Annotated in this window: 27 protein-coding genes; 13 read left to right on the top strand and 14 right to left on the bottom strand. The window is 44.1% G+C overall.

Translation table 11 applies throughout. The features are described from left to right. Window positions 1-112 precede the first annotated feature (112 nt). Window positions 113-517 (top strand): methylmalonyl-CoA epimerase, encoded by a 405-nt coding sequence (mce, locus tag GVN20_RS22505; RefSeq protein ID WP_166560514.1) that lies wholly within the window; start codon window positions 113-115, stop codon window positions 515-517. Window positions 518-573: 56 nt separating this feature from the next. After that, window positions 574-1,284, top strand: a complete 711-nt coding sequence (locus tag GVN20_RS22500; protein ID WP_166560513.1) for a lysoplasmalogenase — start codon at window positions 574-576, stop codon at window positions 1,282-1,284. Window positions 1,285-1,324: 40 nt separating this feature from the next. Here the strand turns inward: GVN20_RS22500 and GVN20_RS22495 are convergent, their stop codons facing one another. Further along, window positions 1,325-1,516 carry a cold-shock protein gene (locus tag GVN20_RS22495; RefSeq protein ID WP_114069813.1) on the bottom strand — a complete coding sequence of 64 codons (192 nt, stop codon included), beginning with the start codon at window positions 1,514-1,516 and terminating at the stop codon, window positions 1,325-1,327. A 163-nt stretch (window positions 1,517-1,679) separates the two neighbouring features. Between GVN20_RS22495 and GVN20_RS22490 the strand changes: the two genes are divergently transcribed. Then, the gene (locus GVN20_RS22490; protein WP_166560512.1) at window positions 1,680-4,139 is read left to right on the top strand and encodes an alpha/beta hydrolase-fold protein; all 2,460 of its coding nucleotides are present in this window, start codon (window positions 1,680-1,682) and stop codon (window positions 4,137-4,139) included. A 59-nt stretch (window positions 4,140-4,198) separates the two neighbouring features. On the opposite strand, the gene GVN20_RS22485 is transcribed toward GVN20_RS22490, so the two are convergent. From GVN20_RS22485 to GVN20_RS22440, 10 genes are all read right to left on the bottom strand, one after another. Further along, on the bottom strand, window positions 4,199-4,552 hold the full coding sequence (locus tag GVN20_RS22485; protein WP_166560511.1) for a heavy-metal-associated domain-containing protein: 354 nt from the start codon (window positions 4,550-4,552) through the stop codon (window positions 4,199-4,201). Window positions 4,553-4,593: 41 nt separating this feature from the next. After that, window positions 4,594-6,846, bottom strand: a complete 2,253-nt coding sequence (locus GVN20_RS22480; protein WP_166560510.1) for a TonB-dependent receptor — start codon at window positions 6,844-6,846, stop codon at window positions 4,594-4,596. Window positions 6,847-7,132: 286 nt separating this feature from the next. After that, on the bottom strand, window positions 7,133-7,579 hold the full coding sequence (locus GVN20_RS22475) for an HYC_CC_PP family protein (protein WP_166560509.1): 447 nt from the start codon (window positions 7,577-7,579) through the stop codon (window positions 7,133-7,135). A gap of 122 nt (window positions 7,580-7,701) precedes the next feature. Then, window positions 7,702-8,046: a 50S ribosomal protein L20 gene (rplT, locus tag GVN20_RS22470; RefSeq protein WP_013930989.1), complete on the bottom strand. Its 345-nt coding sequence runs from the start codon at window positions 8,044-8,046 to the stop codon at window positions 7,702-7,704. Between the two features lie 156 nt (window positions 8,047-8,202). Then, the gene (gene rpmI, locus GVN20_RS22465; RefSeq protein WP_114459086.1) at window positions 8,203-8,397 is read right to left on the bottom strand and encodes a 50S ribosomal protein L35; all 195 of its coding nucleotides are present in this window, start codon (window positions 8,395-8,397) and stop codon (window positions 8,203-8,205) included. A gap of 121 nt (window positions 8,398-8,518) precedes the next feature. After that, complete coding sequence (locus GVN20_RS22460) at window positions 8,519-9,040, bottom strand: DUF6702 family protein (protein ID WP_229599156.1); 522 nt, start codon at window positions 9,038-9,040, stop codon at window positions 8,519-8,521. 70 nt (window positions 9,041-9,110) lie between these two features. Then, window positions 9,111-10,418 (bottom strand): RIP metalloprotease RseP, encoded by a 1,308-nt coding sequence (gene rseP, locus GVN20_RS22455; protein ID WP_166560508.1) that lies wholly within the window; start codon window positions 10,416-10,418, stop codon window positions 9,111-9,113. A gap of 67 nt (window positions 10,419-10,485) precedes the next feature. Then, window positions 10,486-11,076, bottom strand: a complete 591-nt coding sequence (locus GVN20_RS22450) for a Uma2 family endonuclease (protein ID WP_166560507.1) — start codon at window positions 11,074-11,076, stop codon at window positions 10,486-10,488. Window positions 11,077-11,080: 4 nt separating this feature from the next. Next, window positions 11,081-11,656, bottom strand: coding sequence for a Uma2 family endonuclease (locus GVN20_RS22445; RefSeq protein WP_166560506.1), 576 nt, complete (start codon window positions 11,654-11,656; stop codon window positions 11,081-11,083). Window positions 11,657-11,662: 6 nt separating this feature from the next. Next, window positions 11,663-12,832 (bottom strand): 1-deoxy-D-xylulose-5-phosphate reductoisomerase, encoded by a 1,170-nt coding sequence (locus GVN20_RS22440; RefSeq protein ID WP_166560505.1) that lies wholly within the window; start codon window positions 12,830-12,832, stop codon window positions 11,663-11,665. Window positions 12,833-13,107: 275 nt separating this feature from the next. Between GVN20_RS22440 and GVN20_RS22435 the strand changes: the two genes are divergently transcribed. From GVN20_RS22435 to GVN20_RS22425, 3 genes are all read left to right on the top strand, one after another. After that, window positions 13,108-13,890, top strand: a complete 783-nt coding sequence (locus GVN20_RS22435; RefSeq protein ID WP_166560504.1) for a rhamnogalacturonan acetylesterase — start codon at window positions 13,108-13,110, stop codon at window positions 13,888-13,890. Window positions 13,891-13,928: 38 nt separating this feature from the next. Beyond that, window positions 13,929-16,436: a glycosyl hydrolase family 95 catalytic domain-containing protein gene (locus GVN20_RS22430; protein WP_166560503.1), complete on the top strand. Its 2,508-nt coding sequence runs from the start codon at window positions 13,929-13,931 to the stop codon at window positions 16,434-16,436. A gap of 72 nt (window positions 16,437-16,508) precedes the next feature. Next, window positions 16,509-16,928 carry a DoxX family protein gene (locus GVN20_RS22425; RefSeq protein ID WP_166560502.1) on the top strand — a complete coding sequence of 140 codons (420 nt, stop codon included), beginning with the start codon at window positions 16,509-16,511 and terminating at the stop codon, window positions 16,926-16,928. Between the two features lie 55 nt (window positions 16,929-16,983). On the opposite strand, the gene folP is transcribed toward GVN20_RS22425, so the two are convergent. After that, a complete protein-coding gene (gene folP / locus GVN20_RS22420) occupies window positions 16,984-17,820 on the bottom strand; it encodes a dihydropteroate synthase (RefSeq protein WP_166560501.1) in 837 nt (278 codons plus the stop codon). A 123-nt stretch (window positions 17,821-17,943) separates the two neighbouring features. Here folP and GVN20_RS22415 point away from each other — a divergent pair, with 123 nt between their 5' ends. From GVN20_RS22415 to GVN20_RS22385, 7 genes are all read left to right on the top strand, one after another. Further along, window positions 17,944-18,495, top strand: coding sequence for a DUF1599 domain-containing protein (locus GVN20_RS22415; RefSeq protein WP_114069833.1), 552 nt, complete (start codon window positions 17,944-17,946; stop codon window positions 18,493-18,495). Window positions 18,496-18,561: 66 nt separating this feature from the next. Then, the gene (locus GVN20_RS22410; RefSeq protein ID WP_166560500.1) at window positions 18,562-18,753 is read left to right on the top strand and encodes a hypothetical protein; all 192 of its coding nucleotides are present in this window, start codon (window positions 18,562-18,564) and stop codon (window positions 18,751-18,753) included. A 124-nt stretch (window positions 18,754-18,877) separates the two neighbouring features. Continuing rightward, the gene (locus GVN20_RS22405) at window positions 18,878-19,966 is read left to right on the top strand and encodes a BT_3928 family protein (protein WP_166560499.1); all 1,089 of its coding nucleotides are present in this window, start codon (window positions 18,878-18,880) and stop codon (window positions 19,964-19,966) included. A 65-nt stretch (window positions 19,967-20,031) separates the two neighbouring features. Further along, window positions 20,032-20,547, top strand: a complete 516-nt coding sequence (locus GVN20_RS22400) for a shikimate kinase (protein ID WP_166560498.1) — start codon at window positions 20,032-20,034, stop codon at window positions 20,545-20,547. An 86-nt stretch (window positions 20,548-20,633) separates the two neighbouring features. Continuing rightward, window positions 20,634-21,278, top strand: coding sequence for a bifunctional 2-polyprenyl-6-hydroxyphenol methylase/3-demethylubiquinol 3-O-methyltransferase UbiG (locus GVN20_RS22395; protein WP_166560497.1), 645 nt, complete (start codon window positions 20,634-20,636; stop codon window positions 21,276-21,278). A 7-nt stretch (window positions 21,279-21,285) separates the two neighbouring features. Further along, on the top strand, window positions 21,286-22,536 hold the full coding sequence (locus GVN20_RS22390) for a DUF2029 domain-containing protein (protein WP_166560496.1): 1,251 nt from the start codon (window positions 21,286-21,288) through the stop codon (window positions 22,534-22,536). A gap of 64 nt (window positions 22,537-22,600) precedes the next feature. Next, window positions 22,601-23,851 carry a hypothetical protein gene (locus GVN20_RS22385; protein ID WP_166560495.1) on the top strand — a complete coding sequence of 417 codons (1,251 nt, stop codon included), beginning with the start codon at window positions 22,601-22,603 and terminating at the stop codon, window positions 23,849-23,851. Window positions 23,852-23,877: 26 nt separating this feature from the next. Here the strand turns inward: GVN20_RS22385 and dapF are convergent, their stop codons facing one another. Further along, window positions 23,878-24,666, bottom strand: coding sequence for a diaminopimelate epimerase (gene dapF / locus GVN20_RS22380; RefSeq protein WP_166560494.1), 789 nt, complete (start codon window positions 24,664-24,666; stop codon window positions 23,878-23,880). Window positions 24,667-24,745: 79 nt separating this feature from the next. Then, window positions 24,746-25,102, bottom strand: a complete 357-nt coding sequence (rplS, locus tag GVN20_RS22375; RefSeq protein WP_041343967.1) for a 50S ribosomal protein L19 — start codon at window positions 25,100-25,102, stop codon at window positions 24,746-24,748. Window positions 25,103-25,166: the final 64 nt, after the last annotated feature.

The raw sequence follows: 25,166 nt of genomic DNA, 5'->3' as shown, positions 1-25,166 counted from the left end.
AAACGTTTGAAATAATTTAACCCCAAAAATTAGAGTAAAATTGTTGGGGTATTTGCCACCTCTGATGGTTATTTTCAATATCCGTCTAGCTTTGTAAAAAAAAGATAAAATTATGTTTGTTAACGTAGAACATCTCGGAATAGCGGTCAAAGACATTGCTGCTTCTGACGAATTATTTTCCAAACTTTTTAATACGCAGCCTTATAAACACGAGGCTGTGGAGTCGGAAGGAGTAACAACTTCTTTTTTTAAAATTAATCAAACGAAAATCGAGCTGCTTGAAGCGACAAATCCCGATAGCCCCATTGCCAAATTTATTGAGAAAAAAGGGGAGGGTATCCACCATGTAGCATTTGAGGTAGAAAATATTTTGGCTGAAATGCAACGACTTGAAAAAGAGGGATTTGTGCTATTAAATAAAACCCCAAAGCAAGGAGCTGACAATAAATTAGTGTGCTTTCTGCATCCTAAAGGCACCAACGGAGTGTTGATTGAACTTTGCCAAGAACAAACGTAGGGGCAGGGTTTACCGATGCTTTTGTGACTTCGGGCAGAGGCAAACCCTGCCCCTATATGTTAATTTTCTTAACTTTTCTGACAGATTTTATGCGTTTAAAACTACTTATTTTTTTGGTTATTGTGGTGGCCGAAATTGCTTCTGGCTATGATGGTTTCTGGCAGGGCGTTTATTTATTTAAGCCATTAATTATGCTTTCCCTACTTTTTTGGACGAGCGACTACCGCAAGTCTTATCCTTACTTATGGATAGGGATGTGGTTCGGTCTAGGTGGAGATATATTTTTAATGATTCGAGAAAAAGACCTGTTTGTGGCGGGTTTAGGCTCTTTTTTGGTCATGCAAATTTTTTATATCATTGCTTTTAGCAAGACACTAACCCCTACTGGAAAAGCGCAGTTACGTTCAACTTGGTGGTGGTTAACGTTACCGTTTGCACTATACGCGCTTATTTTTCTGGTGATATTGTATTCACCAATCACTCAATCTGCTGATAAACAGGGTCTTTGGGGTCCAGTGGTTGCTTATTCAATTTGCCTTTGTGCGATGGGGGCAGCTGCCGCTCTCCGAAAAGGCTCCGTGAATTCAACAAGCTATGCTTGGGTTTTGGTGGGGGCTGTATTATTTATCGCGTCTGATTCTGGAATAGCGGTCAATAAGTTCCTACATCGTTTTGAGGGCTCAACGCTTTTTGTCATGATGACTTATAGCGCGGCCCAGTGGTTGATTGTCTGGGGAATGATCAAAAAAGAAAGCCGCTTCCAGTGAAGGAAGCGGCTTTCTTACAGAATGATTTTTATGAATAAAATTAGATAACTTTTACGTTAACTGCATTTAAGCCTTTTTTACCATTTTCGACATCATAAGACACGTTGTCATTTTCACGAATGTCTTCAGTAAGACCTGTAACGTGGACAAAAATGTCTTGGCTTCCATTTGATGGAGTTATAAAACCAAATCCTTTGGTATCATTGAAAAATTTTACTACGCCTTCTTGCATTATCTTTTCTTTAAAGTATTAGGCCATAAAAGTACGGTTAATTATTTACATATCCTACATATTAATTTTTATTCTTATGTGAAAGCATATTTACTATTCGTGTTGTCGGCAAAAAAATTATATTTGTTCCTATTTTAAAAAATATTAAAAACTATCCACTCGCATGAAAAAAGCTCTTTATTTACTGATTTTTGGCGGTTTGTTTATCGTTCATTTTGGTTTTGCGCAGACCGTGGTGCCCTTCAAAGAGGGACTCGCGGTTGGGCCTTGCCACCAATACGGGAGAGAAGCCATCTATACTGACCAATTAACCTACCAATTGATTCGCAAAACATTCCAAACACCCGCAGAGGGAAAGGTCTTTTTGACTGATGCGCAAGGAAAAGAGCAGAAATGGCAACGTATCACCAGCGACACCTCGCAGCGGTTTCGGCACAATGCTTTGACGAATGGATATTTATACCTAACCTACACCTCCCCCAAAGAAACCGTGGCGTTGTTGCACGTGGCGGGTCACGCGGGATTGTATTTTAACGGCGCTCCTAGAGGTGGAGATGCGAATCGCTATGGGTATATGTATAGTCCTGTCAAGTTGAAGAAAGGACTGAACGAGGTTTTGGTAAGAGTGGGGATGGGTGGACGCTTTCAGGGTGTTTCGGCGGAGTGGATTTTTTCTGAAAAAAATATTCAGTTAAGCACTCCAGATATAACTTTGCCAAATGTAGTGCTTACAGAAAATAACGGACAACTTTTGGGCGGAATAGTGCTATTTAATTTGACCGAAAAACCCTTGACAAATTTGAAAATTCGGGCCGTTATTCAGGGAAAAGAAATGATTTCTGAAGTCCCTGTTGTTTCGGCAATGAACTCTCGAAAAGTAGGTTTTAGAATGGATGCGAGCGCGGTTCAGCAAAAAGGCGATGTTGTGTGTGAACTTACCTTGCTACAAAACGGCAAAACCGTTGACCAAAGTACGATTAAATTGCAGGCGGTTGCTGCCAATGAACATTACAGCAATACGTTTATCAGCGGCATTGATGGAAGCGTTCAGTATTTCGGGGTGGCCCCCCAAAAAGGTGGGCAAACGGACACCGCTGCGCTGTTTTTGTCGGTACATGGTGCGGGTGTAGAGGCAATCGGGCAAGCAAGAGCCTATAAACCAAAAGATTGGGGAACTTTGGTTGCGCCCACCAATCGCCGGCCAAGGGGTTTCAATTGGGAAGATTGGGGAAGAATTGACGCTTTGGAAGTATTGGAAGTTGCGCAAAAGAAATTTAAACCGCATCCCCAAAAAATATACCTGACGGGGCACTCGATGGGTGGACACGGGTCTTGGTACTTGGGGGCAACGTACCCAGGAAAATGGGCAGGGGTTGCACCCTGCGCGGGGTATCCAACGCTAATGGGCTACGGCTCTGCCGATGGGAAGATTCCTGAAAATAGTACCAATCCAATGGAAAAAATGCTGCTTCGGGCCAGCAATCCTAGTAATGTAATGGCTTTGGCCTCAAATTATAAAGCCAGCGGTATTTACGTGTTGCACGGAGATGCCGACCGTACCGTTTCGGTAGAATATGCGCGTACGATGCGTAAAGTATTGGGGGCTTTTCACAACGATTTTTCGTATTATGAATACCCAAACGGCTCGCATTGGTACGGCGACCATAGCGTAGATTGGCCTGCATTGTTTGACTTTTTTAAATGGCATCGCAGCAAAAATGCCGAAGAAAAGGATATTATTGATTTTACAACGGCCAATCCAGCTATTTCGGCCAACTATTTGTGGGCGGGCATTGAGCAACAGGAAACTCCGCTCAATTACAGCCGTATTCAGGCCAAAAGAAATGTGAATGACAAAAGTGTAATCATTACCACCGACAATGTCCGTACCGTTATGATAATGCCGGGGGCGTTTGCAAAAGGTCAGGCATTTAAAGCAACAGTGGACGAAACGGTGGTATGCGCCGCCTGCATTTTGGATGAGAAGCCGCTGTATTTTACAAAAAAAGAAAAGTGGGAAGCGGTCGAAAAACCAGCACTGGCCCAACGAGGCTCGCACCGCAACGGTACATTTAAGGCCGCGTTTAATCACCGCATGGTGTTTGTCTATGGAACGACGGGTACCAAAGAAGAAAACGAATGGGCGTACAACAAAGCCCGCTATGATGCCGAAACTTGGTATTATCGCGGCAACGGGGCCGTTGATGTCATCTCTGACCGGGAGTTTACCCCTACGGCTTACGCTGATCGTGGCGTTGTTTTGTTTGGAAATGCCACCACAAACGGCGCTTGGTCTGCTTTGTTGAGCCAAAGTCCGATTCAAATTCAGCGGGGAAGTATCAAAATAGGAGAGGAGCAAATCGTGGGCGATGATTTGGCGGCTTACTTTACTTATCCGCGCCCCGACAGCCCCGTTGCTTCAGTGGCGGTTGTGGCTGGTTCAGGTTTGGCAGGAATGTTGGCTACCGAGTCAAACCAATATTTTACGGGTGGGAGTGGTTTCCCCGACTACTTTATTTTCGGAGCAGATATGCTGAAAGAAGGCACCAAAGGCGTAAAACAAGCAGGCTTTTTTGATACAAATTGGCAAATTACCAAAGTGGATGCGGTGAAAGCGCAGTAACTTTGGTTGAATATACATCAAAAAAGCCCTTTCATTTTTTGAAAGGGCTTTTTTGATTTTTAGTGCGAATGCGCTTCGCTTGTTTTTTGGCAGCACTCTGGCAACTTGTCGTGGGCCGTTTGGCTGCACACCAAATTGTCGGCGTCGTAACCCGTTTCGGTAATCACTTTACGGATTTGGGCTTCGTCGGTTTTTTTGGGGTTGTATTTGACGGTTACCACTTTGTCTTCCAGATTTAGTACCGCTTCTGAGATACCTTTACTAAGGGTGAGGTTTTTCTCAATGCGCTCTTTGCACATGTCGCAGACAGCCGAGGTCTTGATTTTTACCTCTTTGTCTTTACCAGGTTTGTTGGCTACCGCCCCAAAAACGATTGTCAAAACTAACGCGACTACGAATGTTAACTGTTTCATTGCTTGATTGATTTATGTGTAAATTTTAGTTTAAAAGTTTCCTAATCTTTGATTTTTACCCGGATACCTGCGTAAATCATGCGACCAACCACGGGACCCCAAGTTTGCCCTGCATCAAAATATTTATTGAAGGGGTCTTCTGCGTGAATGATTGGGTTGGGTTGTTTAAAGTTTGCCAAATTTTCACCTCCTAGGTATACTTCAAACTTTTTAAACGCTCGTGATGCCTGTGCATTTATATTCATAAACGATTGTGAATACAAAATTGGCATTGGCTTGCGATCAATGGTGGCCTGCAATGACTGCATCGGATCGGTGATGCGCGCTTGACCATTCCACTGAACGGTCAAATCCAACTTCCATTTGTCGTACGGAAGATTGTACCCAATATTGAACAATACCCGGTCGCGGGGTACCATCATGCGTTGTTGTAACACAGAATTTCCGAAAGGTTGTCCCATGGTTTGCCATACGTCGAACAAACGGTATGCCAATTTTACCTCGGTACGTTTGGATAATAGCGTATTCAGCTCAATCTGAAAGCTATTGGAGAAAGATTTACCTTTCAAATTGTAAAAATACAGGTGCGAAGCCAACGGTGTGGCGTGGTCGGTGTCGACAATGAGTTGATTTTGAAAATCGGTTCGGTAATAGTCGAGCACCAAATCCCAGTGCTTATCAAACCAATGGAAGGTTTGGGTCAGGCTGAGGCCGTAGTTCCAAGTTACTTCAGGCTGAATGGTTTGTCCCCAAAAACGAACCGTACGTCCGCTTACTAAATATCCATAGTATTCGGCAAAAGCATTGGGAGTGCGTTGACCACGTCCTCCCGACAGCCGCAAGGTAGTGTTTTCCCAAGGCTGCCACCGAAGGTGTAGGCGTGGCGTGGCAAAAGCACCAAACAAATTGTGATAATCGGCACGTAAACCAGCCACGAGCGTAAATTTATCCAAGTGGTTGTAAGTGTACTCGAAAAATGCTCCCGGAACCGATTCAGTGCGCGTCATGAGGCTGTCTTTGTAGGTTTCGCGGTAATCATCCAGCAAGTAATTGATGCCTGTTTTGAACTGGTGATTTGTATTATTAATGATGGATTGATAAATCAAATTTCCATAAAGGGTCCGCTGCCGACCGTCATAATTTACAAACCCAAAGTAAGAGTCTGTGTTATGCAATGAGGCATTCAATACCAGTCCTAAGCCTTTGTAGGGTTTGTCTTGGTACAATTTGGCAGTTTTAGAAAAAAGCTCGATTCGGTTGGTCTTATTTCCAAAGCCATAAAATTGGGCCGTTCCGCGATGTTCGTCTGGGCGGAACCCTGTCTGCCCGCCCAATCGGTCTTCGTAGAGTGCTTTAACCCCAAACTGAGCCATCATTTTGTCGCTTTTGTATTGCCAACGATTGATACCGTTGAATTGGGTATAAAGTGGTAAATCCAGAAAGCCATCACCGTTGTTGTCAACACGATTTTGTAGCGTGCTGGCGTGGGTAAGAAAGCCCGTAGCCCATTTGTCGGATAACTTTCGATTAAGGTTCAGATTAACTTCGCCGCGCCCCAAATGATTAACGTAAGTGTTGAAATACAGTTTCTCGCGTGCATCGGGTTTTACGAGCTCTACATTGATGGCGCCCGTCATGCTTTCGTAGCCATTGACCACCGACCCCGCTCCTTTGGCTACATCAATGGACTGAATCCAAGTGCCTGGAATATAGCTCATTCCAAACGTAGACGCTAACCCACGAATGGTGGGTACGTTTTCGACGTTAGTTTGGACATATTGGCCACCTAAACCTAAAAACTGGATTTGTTTGGCACCCGTTACGGCATCGCTGTAACTTACGGATACTGATGCATTGGTTTCAAAACTTTCCGATAAGTTACAGCAGGCCGCCTTAGCCAAGGCTTTAGTCGTAATGATTTCGGTTTGAATCGGGTTCAGGCGGTCAATTTGGGAAGAGGTGCCGCGTATAACCACCTCGCCCAGTTGGCCCTCGGGCTTCATCACAATCTCAAAATTGTTTTCAGAAGTGACTCTTATCGTGTCGGTTTTGAAGCCGATGTATCTTAATACCAGTCGGTTTGATTTGGCAGAGCGGGCAATGTCAAATTTGCCTAGTGAATCAGTAATAGTGCCTAATGAAGTTTCGGCCCAAAATATATTTACACCTACCAAAGGTGACTTTTTGTCCGTTCCATTGCGCTCAAAAACAGTACCTGTAACGCGTTGGGCACGAAGCGTCATAACAAGTGCAGAGGCAGTCAGAATAAGTATGGTTTGCAATAAACTTTTCATTGTTTTTATGTTAGAATCAACCTTTAAATTGAAAAATTGGCAAATACGAATCGGAAATGTTGTTTTCATGATTGAGCTGTTTTTGTACACTGCAAAGGTACTGGCAGGCTCTTTGAAAAATGCTTCAGAATTTTTCCGATGTTTTACAAAATTTCAGGGTTTTTCCCTGTGCCAATGGTTGATTATGATGAAATTACTTTTTTGATTGATACGTTTTTCCAAAAAAAATATGCGCCAATAGACCGTAAGAGTGGTTCTTACAGAAGGAAAACAACGCGAAATGTGGCTAAATCAAAAAAGATTGGACAAACGAAAGCAGGGTACGTCCGTGAAATAAAGAGGAGAAGGAAGATAACGAATCAGCTGATTCTGGACTTGAAACAAAAAATGCAAGGATTGACTTAAATACGGCCGACAATGCACCAATGACGGCATCGCTGATAATCTGTAAAAACTTGGCAACCCATTGAGTGACCGATGACGACACATCTACGTTTTCGTAGCTTTGTTGGTCATCGCAGCAATCGGGTTTTTGGAAAGAAGGTTGATCAGAAACGGGAGCCTTGGTACTGTCTTGTCCGCAAGCGGCTAGGCCCTCTTTTTGTAAAGCGGCCAGTTGGATTGACTTACCCCGCATGAGGCAGTGATGCTCAACCACACCAAATCCCATACTCGCGGTGAGTACAACGACGGCCATGAATAAGGTAAGCGCTTTGCGGAGCAGTGTTTTCATTTGTTTCTAACCAATACTGAAAGACGTAGTAAAGATAATAAGTCTTATATGTAATACCAAAACGTCGGAAAGAAGAATTTTGTTCAAAAAAAAAGCGGGACGTTTGCCCCGCTTTTTGTGTACTACTTTACTTTTTCGACTACTGCCTTGAATGCCTCTGGGTGATTCATTGCAAGGTCAGCAAGTACTTTACGGTTCAGTTCGATACCTGCGGCGTGAACTTTACCCATCAAAGCAGAATAAGATAATCCTTCTTGACGAGCAGCAGCGTTGATACGCTGAATCCACAACGCGCGGAAATTTCTTTTCTTGTGTTTACGACCAGTGTATGCATAAACAAGCCCTTTTTCAACGGCGTTTTTGGCAACGGTCCAAACGTTTTTACGACGGCCATAGTAACCTTTGGCCAATTTTAAGATTTTTTTGCGGCGAGCCCGCGAAGCGACGTGATTTACCGAACGTGGCATAATTTTTAAACGTTTTTTGACGGTTGGTGGCCTCTGCTGAAGCACTTTTTAGACCAACAATCGGGTGAAACAATGAACCTGTGCTTGCGCACTTTTTTTGTTAAAAGTTGGTCGTTAATTGTAAAAAAAGGTACGATTAACGTTCAAGCAGTTAACTCAAATCTTGAGCATCAATTTAACGCGGTCAAGGTTTGTGTCATCAACCAGCGAAAAGCCAACCAAGTTGCGCTTACGTTTTGTTGATTTTTTAGTCAAAATGTGACTGTGGAAAGCGTGCTTACGCTTGATTTTCCCGGTGCCGGTAAGCTTAAAACGCTTCTTAGCACTTGAGTGTGTTTTTACTTTAGGCATGATACTGAATCGTTTAAGATACTAAAAAAGTAAAGTTTTGGGGCGCAAAGGTAGTGATTTGCTGCTATAAATACAACGATGTATTTGATTTTAAGTGTCAAGCATAGCAGAGGCAGGGCCTTTAAATTCCTAAAGCCAGTGTAGTGTCGTCTTTTTTGAAAATATAAGACTTTTTCTGACCCTGATAATTGAGGTTTACCAAGTTGATTTGGTCGTCAAAAAGGTCATGCATGATGGTATTCTGGAGCGAAAACCCCGTAACGGCTTCCTGATTGGGAATTTCAATGTATATCCACGTGGCATCGGCTTCTTGTTCTTTGCCAACGTAAGAATATGCTTTCTTCTGTTTCTGTGAACTAACCAACGCAAAATGCTTGCGGATGTATTTTTCTACCAATGGGTCATTTTTGTCGTTGTTGACCACCACAATTTTTTGTCCGTTGTTATCTTTCGAGAGGGCTTTTTCTAAGTCGTCCGTAAAGACGCGAATGCTTATTTCAAAGGATTTTTCCTTGACATTATAGTCCATCCGAGTGATGCTGGTGTGGAAATCGTGAAGACGAAAAGACAGCAAAAGAAAAAGGGCTGAAAAGGATACGGATTGAATCACGCAGAGGCGCAAAGTAGCAAAGTTAAGGTTCATTATAACTCCTAATGCTTTGCTCCTTTGCATCTTTGCGTGATTTTTTAAATGGTGATATTTTTTCACTGTACTATCTAAACAATTTGAATATATCGTTGCCAAAAGCAAATACCATAAGTCCCAGCAAAATGACCATGCCCACTTTTTGGGCACCTTCCAGAAAGCTGTCGGAGGGTTTGTGGCCAGTTACCATTTCATAAATTAACAACACGGAGTGCCCACCATCTAAGGCTGGAATCGGCAAAATGTTCATGAAGGCCAAAACCATTGACAAAAGACCCGTTAAGAACCAAAAACGGCTCCAGTCCCAAATACCGCCAAACATTTGGGCAATACCAATCGGGCCGCTGAGGGCTTTTGAAGGAGAAACTTCTCCGCGAAATATCTTACCAAAGCCGCGAATGTTGTCTGTCACCACACTAAATGCTTTGCCTGTTCCTACTACCACTGATTCGCCAAAAGAATAATCAATGTGGGTGATATTCAAGATTTGTTCGGGATAAAAACCAATCGTGCCTTCTGGAGAAACTTTGACCGATAAGGGTAGAGTTTGGCCCCCTCGCACCACCGAAAGCGTAACAGTTTGACCTTTGGACTTATCCAAGGCTTCCTGAATTTCGTGGTAAAAATTAATCGGTGTTTCGTTGAGCTTTACGATTTTATCGCCAGGCTTCAATCCACCTTTTTCGGCGGGCATCCCCGGAACCAGTTCACGTACCGTAAAAGGAAAGATCGGGTCGATAAACTCTTTCGCATTTTTCTTGTCGCTGACCTTTTCAATGAAATCATTGGGCACGTAAACGTCGACTCGTTCGCCGCCGCGTTCAACGGTATAATAACTGTTTGATTCCAGAAATACTTTGCGAACTTCCGAAAAGTCATCAAAGGGTTTGCCATTGATAGCCACAATTTTATCGCCCGTACGGAGACCAATTTCTTGGCCTAATTTGTGCGCAACGATTCCGTATTTTACGTCTTTGGTAGCAATATAATCGTGGCCTTCGTAGTAAGTGATGGCTACAAAAATAATGACACCCGTAATGACATTGACAATAATGCCACCGAGCATTACGATGAGGCGTTGCCAGGCGGGTTTGGCGCGAAACTCCCAAGGCTCAGGTTCGGCTGATAGATTTTTAGTGTCCAACGATTCGTCGACCATGCCTGAAATCTTCACAAATCCACCCAATGGTATGGCGCCTACGCCGTATTCTGTTTCACCGCGCTTAATCGACCATATTTTAGGAGGAAATCCAATGAAATATTTTTCGACCCGCATTCCGAATATCTTGGCGGTGATGAGGTGCCCCCATTCATGTAATCCAACTAAAATTGACAGTCCTAAAATTAACTGCCCGACCATTACTAAAATTTCCATTCTGTGTTTTTGTGAGTTTGTATTGTTTTTTCTGTTGGGCAACGTCGTTTTCTTTAACGCCGTTTTCTTATCCTATGTCTTCAAAAATGGTTCTCAAATCAATCGTTAATCCTTCTAACACGTCACCGCCGTTGATAATTCCAAACGGTTGTTTATCAGGATTGGTATTCTGAGGAGTAAAAATCATGTAGGCTTGCTCATTAGGATTGATGAGCCAGCCGAGCTGGCAGCCATTGACTAGGTACTCACGCATTTTATCTTTCTGCTCATTCCAAGTGTCTGATTCTGACATTACTTCTACCACAAAGTCAGGACAGATGGGAGCAAATTTTTTTCGTAATTCACGAGGTATTTGCTCCCATCTGTCTCTTCGAATCCATGCCACATCAGGCGACTTAATGGAGCTATCGGGGAGAGTAAAACCAGTAGCTGGGCCAAAAGCAACTCCAGTTTTATTTTGTTTGGCCCAATAGCCAACTTCAATAGCGATGTCTAAATCGCGTGCGCCTCCGATAGTTCCAGGGGGTGACATAAAAATAATGTGTCCGTACTTATCTCTTTCAAAATGCATCCCATTTAGGCGATTGGCTTCGCAAAGTGCGAAAAACTCATCGTCGTTCATGGTATCCATGGTGGGTATGTTTAAGACTTGAGGCATTATTTTATTGAATCCATTTAAGTTCAAAAACAAAATTGGGCAGAACCTCTTCACCATTGAGAACAGACTCGAACGTCTCTACAGTTTCAACGTCTTTATTTAGACGGTAAATGTACGTTTTCTCTTCTAAACGGTCGATGAGCCATCCCAAACGGCATCCGTTGGTAATGTATTCATTCATTTTGTCTTGCAAATACGTTAAACTATCCGTTTTGGAGCGGACTTCCACCACAAAATCGGGGCAAAGCGGAGCAAATTTTTCTTTTTGTTCGTTAGTAAGCTTTTCCCATCGTTCTTTTTTTATCCAAGCCGCATCTGGTGAACGAACGGCGTCGTTGGGCATTAGAAAGCCAGTAGATGAATCAAAGCAATAGCCAAGATTTGATTGTTTGTTCCAAAAATAAAGTTCACCCAGAATGGTTGAAGTAGTATTTCCAGTAGAAGAGCCTGTTGGTGACATACAAATAATGTTGCGCTCACTATCGCGTTCAAAGTCAAGGGTATCGTTCAACTGACAAAAAGTAAAAAACTCCTCGTCAGTCATTAAATCCCCCATTTTTATCAGCACCGGTGTTTGCATAATCTCCTAAATATGAATGTTGCCCCAATTTTCGGCTACTTTTCGGGTTTCGGCGTCGGTTTCGATGTAATCATCGAGCGTTGGCTGTTGTATAAACGTCACGCGTTGCATACAAGTTTCGATAAGGTCCGACATTTCCAGAAATCCAATCTCGTCGCGAAGAAAAGCGGCTACGGCTACTTCATTGGCGGCATTGACGATACAGGCCATGTTTCCGCCCCGCTCGATGGCATCAAAAGCGAATTGCAAATTACGAAAAGTTTTCAAATCGGGTTGTTCAAACGTCAGCGCGGGATAATTGGCGAAGTTGAACCGAGGAAAATCAGCTGGCAGGCGGTGCGGGTACGTGAGCGCAAATTGAATCGGCAAGCGCATATCGGGCAGGCCCATCTGGGCTTTGATGCTGCCATCCTCAAACTGCACCATAGAATGAATGATGCTTTGTGGGTGCACTACTACTTCAATTTGTGAAACATCTAAACCAAACAGCCATTTGGCTTCAATCACCTCTAGCCCTTTGTTCATCAGGGAGGCAGAGTCGATGGTGATTTTAGCCCCCATACTCCAATTGGGATGTTTTAGGGCTTGTGCTTTGGTTACGTGCAGTAGTTCATCGCGGGTTTTACCTCGAAATGGCCCACCAGAAGCAGTCAGGAAAATCTTTTCGATGGGATTATGAAATTCACCCACTAGGCATTGAAAAATCGCGGAATGCTCGGAGTCCACGGGATAAATGCTGACGCCTTTCTTTTGGGCGAGGGCCGTCACCAACTCGCCCGCTACAACGAGGGTTTCTTTGTTGGCTAAGGCAATCTGTTTGCCTGCTTCAATGGCTTTGACGGTCGGAATCAGTCCCGAATACCCCACCATTGAGGTCAAAACGGTATCAATGGTGTCCATTTGAACCACATCAGCGATGGCTTTCGAACCCGCGTAGACTTTGATACCGAGTGGGTCGAGGGCATCAAAAACCTTGTCGTATAAGTCTTCGTTAGCAATAACCACCACGTTGGGACGAAACTGTCCTGCTTGCTGAATCAGCAATTCAGCGTTGTTTTGGGCGGTGAGAATCTCAACGCAGAAGGCGTCGGGGTTGGCGGCTATTACGTCGAGGGCTTGGGTTCCGATGGAACCCGTTGAGCCGAGAATGGCTAAATGTTTTTGAGGGAACTTCATGCAGTAAGCAGATAATCGTGAGCAAAATTACACATTCTTCTCGCTTTTAGGTATTTGTGTGTCTGTTAATCGCTAATCGTTATCTATCATAGATGGTTATAAATTGATTATCAGTTGATTAGTAATTTTGATTACCATGTTTTCCGCCTAATACCTATCATTGCATTTTCTTTTTTGCGTAGTAATAAAATCAACTCACAACGAAAAGTACAAAACAATTCATAGTAAAAGAGTTGTTTTTACGCTCTTTTGAATTCTATAAATCGCTAAATACCATGAAAACTATCTACTCTTTGTTTGCCTCCATTCTTCTTCTCTGGGGAATCATCGCCGCCGTATCTCCCAAACCTACCCTGTACATTATTGGCGATTCGACCGTTAAAAATGGCTCTGGAAGAGGACAAGATAATATGTGGGGATGGGGAAGTTTTCTCCATGAACATTTTGACACGACCCGGATACACCTCGAAAATCACGCCATCGGAGGGCGCAGCAGTCGTACTTTTATCACGGAAGGTCGTTGGGATAAAATTCTGACCGACCTCAAGCCTGGCGATTTTGTAATTATGCAGTTTGGCCACAATGACAACAGCGCCATCAACGACTCCACCCGCGCCCGTGGAACCATCAAAGGATTGGGAGAAGAAACCGAAGAAATTGATAATCTTTTGACCAAAAAGCACGAGATTGTTCATAGCTACGGTTGGTATATGCGCAAGTATGTTGACGAAACCAAAGCCAAAGGAGCGATTCCAATTATCTGTTCGCCCGTACCGCGCAACAGTTGGAAAGAAGGCAAAATAGCCACTTCAGAAGCGGGGCATCGGCAATGGGCCGAAGCCGTTGCCGCCTCCAACGGAGCGTTTTACCTTGATTTGTTTGGCCTGATTGTGCCCCAATACGAAGCCGTGGGAGAGGAGAAAGTAAAGAATGAATTCTTTACTCCCAAAGACAATACCCACACCAATGAAGCAGGAGCAAAACTAAACGCTTCTTCGGTGGTGAAGGGATTGAAATCCCTGAAAAAATGTTCTCTGAAACAGTATTTGAAAAAATAATGCTGCTGATTTTAAATGATTAATTAATCTCAATCTGCATGAAAAAAAGCTTTTTCCCGCTAGTCTTCTGTCTATTAACGCTTTGCAGCGCCTTTGCTCAAGCTCCTATTTATTATAAACAACCCGCCCGTAACTGGAACGAGGCCTTGCCCGTAGGAAATGGCCGATTGGGGGTTATGACGTTTGGTAGGGTCAATGAAGAGCTGCTGCAGCTGAACGAAGAAACGCTCTGGTCGGGCGGCCCCGTGGAGAAAAATCCCAACCCTGATGCCATTAAACATTTGCCAGCGGTGCGGGAAGCGCTCAATCGGGAAGAGTACGAAACGGCCTCCAAAGAATTACAAAAGATTCAGGGCCTTTATACCGAGGCCTATCAGCCCCTGGGCGATTTGCTCATAAAACAGCCTTTCGATGCGCAGCCCAGCGCTTATTTTCGCGATTTAGACCTGCAAAATGCCACGGCGCACACGCAGTTTACGATTGAGGGTGTCACTTATAGCCGCGAGTTGTTTGTGTCGGCACCCGACCAAGTCATTGTGCTTCGTTTGACGGCGTCGCAAAAAGGAAAATTGAATTTTTCGGCGTCTACCAAAAGCCCGCACCCATTGCTTAAACAAATAACGGGGAAAAATGAACTCAGTATGCGCGGAAAAGCGCCCGCTCATGCTGACCCTAATTATGTGAATTACAATGCCAAACCTGTATATTATGAGGACCCATCGGGATGTAAAGGAATGCGTTTTGATTGGCGCGTCAAGGTGCAAACCACCGACGGAAAAGTAACTGCCGACACATCAGGGCTCAGCATCAGCAATGCCACCGAAGCTATTTTGCTCATTACTGCCGCTACCAGTTTCAATGGCTTCGATAAATGCCCCGATAGCCAAGGACGAGATGAGAAAGCGTTGGTGGAATCGTATCTAAAAAAAGCGTCAGCCAAATCTATTGAGTTGATTCGGAAGGCACACATTGCCGATTATCAGAAGTATTTTAATCGGGTAAAACTAACCCTTGGTCAATCGGGCGAAGCGGCATTCTTGCCGATGGATTCGCGGTTGGTTCGCTACGCTCAAATGGGAAATGACCCGCAATTGGAGGCGTTGTATTTTGATTTTGGGCGATATTTGTTGATTTCAAGTTCACGGCCAGGCGGCATTCCCGCCAACTTGCAAGGAATTTGGAATCCCATGACTCGTCCGCCGTGGAGCAGTAATTACACCACCAACATCAACGCACAAATGAACTATTGGCCCGCCGAAGCCGCCAACCTCTCGGAGTTGCACACCACCTTTACCGATTGGATAGCTGGCGCTGCCGCAACGGGACGCGAAACAGCCAAGAATTTTTATGGCATGAGCGGCTGGACAGTTCACCACAATTCAGACATCTGGGGGGCATCCAATCCCGTGGGCGACAAAGGCAAAGGGAGTCCGTCGTGGGCCAACTGGGCCATGGGCGGCGCGTGGTTGAGCCAGCATTTGTGGGAGCACTATGTGTATTCGGGCAACGAAGCCTACTTAAAAAACTATGCCTATCCGCTCATGCGCGATGCCGCTCAGTTTTGTTTGGACTGGCTGGTCAAAGATGCTAATGGTAAATGGATTACGTCGCCTTCTACCTCGCCAGAAAACATTTTTATTACTGACAAAGGCGTAAAACAATCCGTATCGGTGGCCACGACGATGGACATGGCTTTGGTCTACGATGTGTTTACAAACGTAATTCACGCGGCCGAACACCTCAAAGTTGACGCGGAGTTATGCAAGACTTTGGAAGAAAGACTACAAAACCTGTTTCCATTGCAGATTGGTAAAAAAGGAAATTTGCAGGAATGGTACAAAGATTGGGAAGATCAAGAACCGCAACACCGTCATGTTTCGCACCTGTTTGCGCTGCACCCTGGCCGTTACATTTCTCCCTTGCGGACGCCTAAGTTTACCGATGCCGCCCGCAAAACCCTTGAGTTGCGCGGGGATGGCGGTACGGGTTGGAGCAAATCTTGGAAAATTAACTTTTGGGCACGACTCCACGACGGCAACCACGCCTATAAACTCTTACGTGAATTGCTCAAAGTGACGGGCGTAGAAGGTACTGACTATGCCAATGGGGGCGGTACGTACCTCAATTTATTTTGTGCACACCCGCCGTTTCAGATTGACGGGAATTTTGGGGGCACTTCGGGCATTGCAGAAATGTTGCTTCAAAGCCAAGATGGGTTAATTAATGTGCTGCCTGCCTTGCCCGACGCATGGGCCACGGGCGAAGTAAAATGCTTGAAAGCACGCGGTGGTTTTGAGCTCGACATGGTGTGGAAAGACGGAAAAATCACGCGTTTAATCATAAAATCAACATTAGGCGGCAATTGTCGATTGAAACTGCCCAATGCACTGCCCAATGCCAAACTTCAGCCAGCCAAGGGCAACAACCCTAATTCGTTTTATGCCGTGTTTGAAAATAAATATCAAACCACTACCCCCGAAGCAAGTGGATTCGTTTACGATTTGACAACCGAAAAGAATAAGATTTACATCTTGGGCGGAAATTAGAAGTTAGTTTTTCTGTACACTGTGAACCCAGCATTTACCGTTTCTATTATTCCACTTAAAAATTATCCGGCTATGTTTGATTTCTTTAAACCAAATTCAAAAGTTGCCTACACGGATTGGGGTGTTTTGGTGTTGAGGGTGTGTGTTCCGTTGTTGCTGCTTACGCACGGATACGACAAGTTGTTGAGTTTATTGAACGGTGCCGATGGTTTTCCCGACCCCCTGCACGTAGGGGCGCAGGTTTCGCACGCCTTGGCGGTAGTGGGCGAAGTGATTGCCCCGATTTTGGTCATACTTGGGCTATGGACTCGGGTGGCCTGTTTGATTGAAATTATTCATTTTATGGTAGTGGCCTTTATGATGCACGCCGGCGAGCCGCTGAGTGAGAAAGAACACGCGCTTCTGTTTCTGATTCCTTATACAACGATTTTGTTGATAGGCCCAGGAAAATATTCGCTGGATAAATCTTTGTACCAAAAAAGAAGATTCTGACGGTATTACTTACCGACTTTCCAAGTTTTTTTAAACTTGGAAAGTCTTACTATTTTCAATAGTCGTGTCGTAGCAAACCCACCAATTTTACCGCTTCAACCGCTTCTCTTACATCGTGTACCCGTAAAATACTTGCACCGTTGAGCAGCGCCACGGTGTTCAAAACGGTTGTTCCATTGAGCGATTGGTCGGGCGTAATATTAAGTTTTCGCCAAATCATGGACTTGCGCGAAACCCCCGCTAGAATGGGCACATTGAGCGCTTTAAACGATTTCAGTTCGTTCAATAAAACGTAATTTTGGTCGGCGTTTTTGGCAAATCCAAACCCCATATCAGCCACAATGTCTTTGACGCCAAACTGTTGAAGTTGATAAATTTTTGCCTGTAATTCACGCAAGACATCCGTCACCAAATCCTCGTATTGATTGAGGTCTTTCATGGTTTGGGGCGTACCGCGACTGTGCATCAGGATGTACGGAACGTTGAGCGCCGCCACCGTTTCAAACATCTGTGGGTCAAGGTTTCCACCCGCAATGTCGTTGATGATATGCGCGCCCGCTTCTACCGCCTGCCGTGCTACCGACGCCCGAAAGGTATCAATGGAGAGGATAGCATTGGGGAAATTTTTGCGAAGCATTTCTACCACGGGCAAAATGCGTTTACGTTCTTCTTCCTCACTGACGGCATCAGCACCGGGCCGCGTAGAGTGTCCACCCAAATCTAGTATGGAAGCCCCTTCTGAGAGCATACGTTCCGCCTTCTTGTAAGCTTCGTCGAGTTGATTAACTCGGCTTTCTGAATAAAATGAATCAGGGGTAATATTCATGATTCCCATGACTTGCGGCGTTGACAAGTCCAGTAATTTACCACCGATGTTCAGCGTTTTTTTCATAATTTAGCGGCGAAAAAGTCACAAATTGTCATTTGTAGTCCACGTAAAGTCATAAAATTGATTAAAAACAATAAATGATGGATACACCACACTTGACCTTTTTTTGACGTGAATCTAATGACTATGAATGACCAAAGTAAAACCGAGCGCGAATATCGGAGTGTAATGACTCGTTGCAAAGATATTTTCACTAAAAAAAACCAAGACTACGGCCCTTCTTGGCGAATTTTGCGATTGCCGTCCATTACAGACCAAATTTTTATCAAAGCGCAACGCATACGGACGTTGCAGGAAAATGGCTTTTCGAAAGTAGACGAAGGGGAAGTGCCCGAGTTTATTGGTATCATCAATTATTGCGTTATGGCTCTGATTCAGATTCAGTTAGGAGATAACAAAAGGACAGATTTTACGGCGGCCGAACTGACTGAACTGTACGACGCTCAGATGAATGAGGTCTATGAATTGCTGTTTAACAAAAACCATGATTATGGCGAAGCTTGGCGCGATATGCGCGTGAGTAGCATGACCGATATTGTTTTGATGAAGTTGTTTAGAATCAAGCAGATAGAAGACAATGAAGGCGTAACTATCATCTCTGAAGGTGTAAAGTCAGGGTATCAGGACATTATCAATTATTCGGTTTTTTGCCTGATAAAACTAGGCTTGGCGGTTTAAGACTAAATAGGATTCTTTTCTGGCCTGATTTTTGAAATTTATGCAACTCAACAAAAGGAGCCTTTTATGAAGCGTAAAATAACCATCTTTAAAAATCTGAACGAACCTTATGAGGCGATGCTTCAACGGGGGCTACAGGAAACACCTGATGAGCGCTTTGTGCGGTTCTTTGAAGAAAGAGCGAAATTCAGGGCATTTATGGGGATAAAAAAATCGCTCAAAAGGGAAATTGTTATTCGCAAAGTTTCATGGATTTAGAAAACAATGAATTTTTGTTGTCCACAGCATAGTGATAGCCCACAGACCTCAAGAATTTGAGAGATGTGATTATGATTGATGATTTTTTAAAATTTCAAAAGATAAATAACGAACCCACTGATTAATGAAAATAGTAGCCCACATTGTTCGCTTCCTGGTTGGGGGCATTTTTATTTTTTCGGGATTGGTCAAACTCAATGACCCCGTCGGTACGCAAATCAAACTGGAAGAATACTTTGAAGTGTTTGCCGCCGATTTTCCAGCAATGCACGATTTTTGGATGTCGTTGGTGCCTTATGCATTGTATTTTTCGGTGTTGATGTGCGCCGCTGAGGTGATTTTGGGAGTGGCGCTTCTCGTGTCGTGGCGGCTTAAAGTGGTCAATTGGATTCTCTTAGCGCTGATTATTTTCTTTACGTTTTTGACGTTCTATTCTGCCTATTACAACAAAGTGACTGATTGCGGCTGTTTCGGTGATTTCCTTAAACTCAAGCCTTGGACTTCTTTTACCAAAGACGTTATCCTGTTGGTGCTGATTTTGTTCCTCATTTGGCAACGAAAAGTCTTCCGAAATCTTTTGACGGGCTCGTTGGTGGGCTTTTCGGCTATTTTTTCGCTGGCGTTGGCCATTTATGCCATTCGCTACTTGCCACCTTTTGATTTTTTGCCCTACAAAATCGGTAACAACATTCCGCAATTGATGCAGCCTTCGGAGCCGTTGCGCTACAAATACATCATGGAAAAAGACGGAAAATCGGAAGAGTTTGAGAAATTTCCGACTGATACAACCTATAAGTACAAAGAAATGGTGCTTATCAACGAAAATGCCAAGCCCAAAATTACGGATTATAAAGTGTGGAACAATGAGGGAGATTTTACGCAAGAAACCTTCAAAGGGAAAAAGCTCATCATCATCATTAAAAACGGCCCCGACCTCAATGGCGCTAGTTTGGCAAAGATTCGTTCGCTGGTGAATTCATTGAAAGGTACCGACGTTGAATCATTGATTTTAACCTCCAACAGCGATGCCGAAATTCAGGAAATCCGTAAAGCCTACGCGCTGGATGTTCCTTATTTCTTTGCCGATGGTACCGTACTGAAAACCATTTCGCGCTCCAATCCGGGTGTGTGGCTGCTCGACAACGGTACCGTTAAAGGAAAATGGCATTATAATAAAACGCCTGATAAAGAAGGGGTTGTAAGTAAATTGTAAAAAAAGTAGCGGGCTGTTAGGCGGTAGAAAAATTTGCCACACCTGACTCCCCGCTACTCGCTTCTATGAAAAACATATTCTTAGTAGGCCTTCCTTCGTCAGGAAAAACGACGCTTGGTAAACAATTGGCTCGGCATATTCGGTACCGTTTTGTGGATACAGATGTGCTCATTGTTAAAGAAGAAGGCATGAGCATCAATGAAATTTTTGCCCAGAAAGGGGAGCCTTATTTCCGCGAAGCCGAAGCCCGAATTCTGCGGGCCATTCGCCCCGATTCCAAATTGATTGTGGCAACGGGCGGTGGAATCCCTTACTTTCATGACAATATGGCGTACATCAAAGCAAACGGAATTAGTGTGTTTCTGGATGTGTCGCCCGAAGAAATTGTGGCGCGTATCCAACGGCACGCATCCAATGACCGGCCCACGTATCGTAAACAGGATACGCAACTTTTACAGAATCTTCAACAAAAATACCACGACCGTTTGCCGTTTTATTCGCAGGCTGATTTTACGTTGAAGGGAGAAAATCTTCAAATCAAACAACTGCTCGACGTTTTACAAGAAGTAGTAACTGAGTAATCATGGCCATTGTCCATTATTTGTATATTCTTTTAAAGGGTCGTTTCTTTGCGTTACTAACTACACTAAACTCTTTTTAAGTCCGAATGAATTACGAGAGAATTTACGAGTACCGCTTCAAGCAAGTAGCTCACGAGAAGAAAAAGGTGATATGGACCATTATCGCTGACTATTTTTATCATAAACTTGGAAAGCCACAACGTATTTTGGACTCGGCGGGTGGAATGTGTGAGTTTATCAACGCGGTTCCTGCTCCCGAAAAATGGACAGTAGATATTGTTGATGCCATTAAAAATTATGCGGCTCCCGAGGTAAATCTTATCATTGGCGATATTTTGAAAGTGGATTTGCCTGAAAATTATTTTGATGCGGTATTTATTTCAAATTTTCTTGAACACCTACATTCGCAGGAAGAGGTGGCTTTTTTTCTGGAAAGAATGTATAAATCGCTCAAACCCGGGGGGAAAATTGGTATCATAGGGCCAAATTTTAAGTATTGTTATAAGCAATATTTTGATTTTGCCGATCATACAGTCGTTCTTTCAGAATTGGGAGTGGAAGAGCATTTGTACGGAGCAGGATTCAAAATCAGTGAATCACACGCCCGATTTTTACCTTTGTCGTTTAGGGGAGGCTTACCTGTCCATCCGTTACTTGTAAAACTCTACCTGTCGTTGCCCTTCACGTGGTGGGTTTTAGGAAAACAATTTTTGATAGTGGGCGAGAAATAAAGGTGATATGTCAACACTTACGGTATTTTATATAAAGCTTGTATTGATTGCGTTTTCGTCGGCAGCCATTTGGTTAGGTGCTCGTTCGGATTCTTTTTGGCAACAAATTCACGAAAAGCGGCAAGAAAATCGTCTGCTCGGTCTTGGGCTCATTTTGTTCAGATTGTTGCCCTTCATTTTGGTGTATGTAGTAATGAATTATTCACCGCGAGGCGATGTGCCTTTTTTCTGGGGCAAAGCCACCGTAGCGTACCAAGGAGGCTTAGTTTATCGAGATTTTGCTTCTTACCACGCCCCGCTGTTTTCGTATATCATAACTCTACCTATTTTGCTTTGGTACACCCCTAAAGCCATAGTATTGTTGATGGTGGTGATCGAAGCTGCCATTATTTGGGGTACTTATCGTACTTATACGTCTTTGAAAACCAATGCATTTAAGCTGATAATGCTATACATGACGCTCTCTGCACCAGCGGTGATGGTTTTGTTGGGTGGACAAGAAGATATTTGGTTGTGGGGGATTGCGGTTTGGATGTTGTACTACTTTTTACAGATCAAAGACGACGGGTTAGGACTTGGACTTCGTTTTTCGGCAGGATTGATTGTTATTAAAGCCACCGCAGGTTTTTGGTTATTTCCGCTGTGGTTTTTGCTAAAAAAACGCTGGTCTTTCCTATTGGGGATGATTTTGGTCGGTGTTCCATCGTTGGTTATTTTGTATTTTTTGATGGAGATGGATTTTTTGATGCCCCTGCAAATGACCACCAACTTGTTGACCCCCAATCTATTTACGGTAGTGAGGCCACTCATCACCGCTGTGCTAGGACACGCGCCCGACCTGCCCACTTTTAGTTGGATTGGTATGGTGATTACGCTTTCTTCGGCGATTGGGATGGTATATTTTGCTCGACATAAACCCTTGACGCAGACTTTGCCTCTGGCGTTTTTGGCAACCTATATTGCCATGACTATTTTCCAACTTAGTTCGCCAGGCTATTATGTATTTACGTACATGCTGCCTTTGGTGATGGAGTTGGTAGATTGGAAAAAAAGCCGAGATGTAGCCATTTTGCTGATTTTCAACGCACTGCTTGTAGTGCAGCCTTTCCTCTTTACGCATTTGAATAGCCCCACCTACGACGATATTACTGTATTAGGCGAGCCTTTATTTCTGTTGGAATATACGTTACAGCTCCTCAACGTGGCTTGTTATGGGTGGTATTTTTTGAAAGTATATCAAAAGGCGCGCTTCGCTTGAGTAGTGTGATGTGAGTTTTTTGGTCTAACCATCGATTTTAAACTGTAAATCAAATATTTAATTAATGCTCGTTATTGTTGCAAAAACCATTGTATCGCTGATTTGTATAAGTCTGGTGGGTATTTTACTTGTCTATCGGACCGCAATAGAACAGTGGATTGTGCGTCAGAATGAGCGGTTATTGCTCGGTGGCGTTTGGGTGGCTACTCGGCTTGTGCCCTTTATCGTCATCTTTGTTATCGTTGGTTTTACGCCATTTTCAGACCTTGACGGTTTTTATAATCAGGCCCGTGAAGCGGTACAACTCAAAATGGTTTACCGCGATTTTTATTGCATGTATTCACCCTTCTTTCCGTACGTAAACGCGTTGGCATTGGGGTTTTGGATGGATAAAAAAGCCATTATTTTCATCATGATTCTTATCGAAGGTGGCGCATTGTGGGCTACTAATCGATATTTCCAAGCACTGTTGCCAAGTAGTGAACGGATTTTTAAAAGCTTGATTTACTTGTTGTTGCCTGGGTCGCTGGTGTTCTGTGTGTTTGGCGGACAAGAAGATGAGTGGATGTGGTTTTTGCTAATAAGTGCTTATATGGTGTGGCAACGTACCAAGCGAGTGGAATGGTTTGGGGTAGGGCTGGTGGTTGGTTTTGTGTTTACCAAAGCCGTTTTTATATTGGTGGGGCCTGCATTGTTGTTCTTGGTTCCTAAGCCCGTCAAATGGATTGGTGCGGCGGCGACGGCGGGAATAGTATGCTTAGGGGCGTTGTATTATTTTACCGAATTTCTGTGGTTGGAGCAGCCCTTGCACGAAGCCGCCACCCTTCGCGCACCCAATTGGCTTTCGGTTCTTAATCCGCTTACGTTTGGGGTGCTTCAAGCTGGGGCCAAAGGTTGGAATTGGTTAGGATTGCTGACTACAGTGGGTGTGGGTGTAGGTTTGGCGTATCGTCTACAAAAATTGGATTTCGTCCCGGCTTTTTCGGCGGTCTTTGTGGTGGTGTACGGCACCATGATGGTGGTGCAGCAAAGTGCTTACAGCAGCTATATATTCATATTTCTTTTGCCGCTTACGTTTGTCTGGGTTGATTTTAGTAATCGGAAAGAGATTGTTATGTTTCTGCTATTCAACGTATTGTCGGTCATTCACCCTTCTTTGTGGTGGCGGCTTAAAAGTCCTTATTACTCTTCTCCTGCCGCTATTTTTGTCCAGCCAATGTATATTCTGGACTATATCCTGCAAGTTGGTGTTGTGATTTGCACAATCTATTTTTTACGAATGGTTTGGAAAAAATCCCTTCTTCTGGCCCAATAATTCTGACTCAGAAGAAGGGATAAGGCCTATAAATCGTCTACTTTGAACACGCCTTCGAACACTTTGATGGCGGGACCAATGAGGTAAATATTGTCAAATTTTCCAGGGGCTTGGGCCACGAAAGACACCCGCAGGTTGCCGCCCCGGGTCTTGACGTTGATGGGTGATTCCATCTGTAAGCGGTCATGCGCCGACAGTGCGCAGGCCGTCACGCCGGTGCCGCAGGAGTAGGTTTCGTCTTCGACGCCGCGCTCGTAAGTGCGAACGTATAGTGAATCTTCGTTGAGTACTTCCACAAAATTGACGTTGGTGCCGCCAAGAGGACCATACACATCGCCATATCGGATTTTTTTGCCTTCATTGAAGACTTCGGCGGCTTCGATATCTTCAACGTAGGTTACCAAGTGCGGAGAGCCAGTGTTCATAAAATCATCGTTGCCGTCGTGTTGAATACCCGATACATCAATCATGTTGAGGAATATTTCGTCTTCACAGGCCACGGCTTTGTGCTCACCGTCTACCGCAATAAACGTGGTGTTTTCCTCAAAAAGACCTAAATCCTGCGCAAACCGAACGGTGCAGCGGCCGCCGTTGCCGCACATGCTACCTTCGCCGCCGTCGGCGTTGAAATACACCATCCGAAAATCATAGTTTTCGGCATTTCTCAATAAGATAAGTCCATCGGCTCCGATGCCAAAACGGCGGTGGCACAAAAAAGCAATCAGGTTTTTATCAACCGGAAACTGTTCGGCGCGGTCATCAATCATGATGAAGTCATTGCCGGTACCTTGGTATTTTGAAAATGAAATCTTCATTGTTGGTTTTGGGGTTAAATTAGGTACAAAAAAAGCCGCCTATAAAGACAGCTTTTTATGACCACTCTGTGAAAGGAAATTATTTCTTCTCCTTAACACGAGCGGCTTTGCCTTGCTTACCACGAAGATAGAACAAACGTGCACGACGTACTTTACCGCGACGAATTACTTCGATTTTGTCGATACTTGGTGACAAAATAGGAATGATACGCTCAACACCTACACCGTTTGAAATTTTACGAACTGTAAACGTTTCGCCGTTTCCGCCGTTGTTACGACGTTGGATAACGGTTCCGGTAAATACCTGAATACGTTCTTTGGCACCTTCAATAATTTTAAGGTGAACGCTGATAGTATCTCCCGCACCGAATGCAGGATGGCTGTCGCGTCTTCCTGCGAATTCAGCATCTACCAGTTTGATTAACTCATTAGTCATTGTTTTAGTAAAATTGTAGCTTTTTCCAGCGGACGGCTTATCGGCCTTCATTCAAAAAAGCGAG

It is taken from the genome of Runella sp. CRIBMP (assembly GCF_009905605.1).
Taxonomy (GTDB): Bacteria; Bacteroidota; Bacteroidia; order Cytophagales; family Spirosomataceae; genus Runella.
The sequence above is the reverse complement of the archived record's forward strand: the minus strand, read 5'-3'. Positions and strand labels throughout refer to the sequence as shown.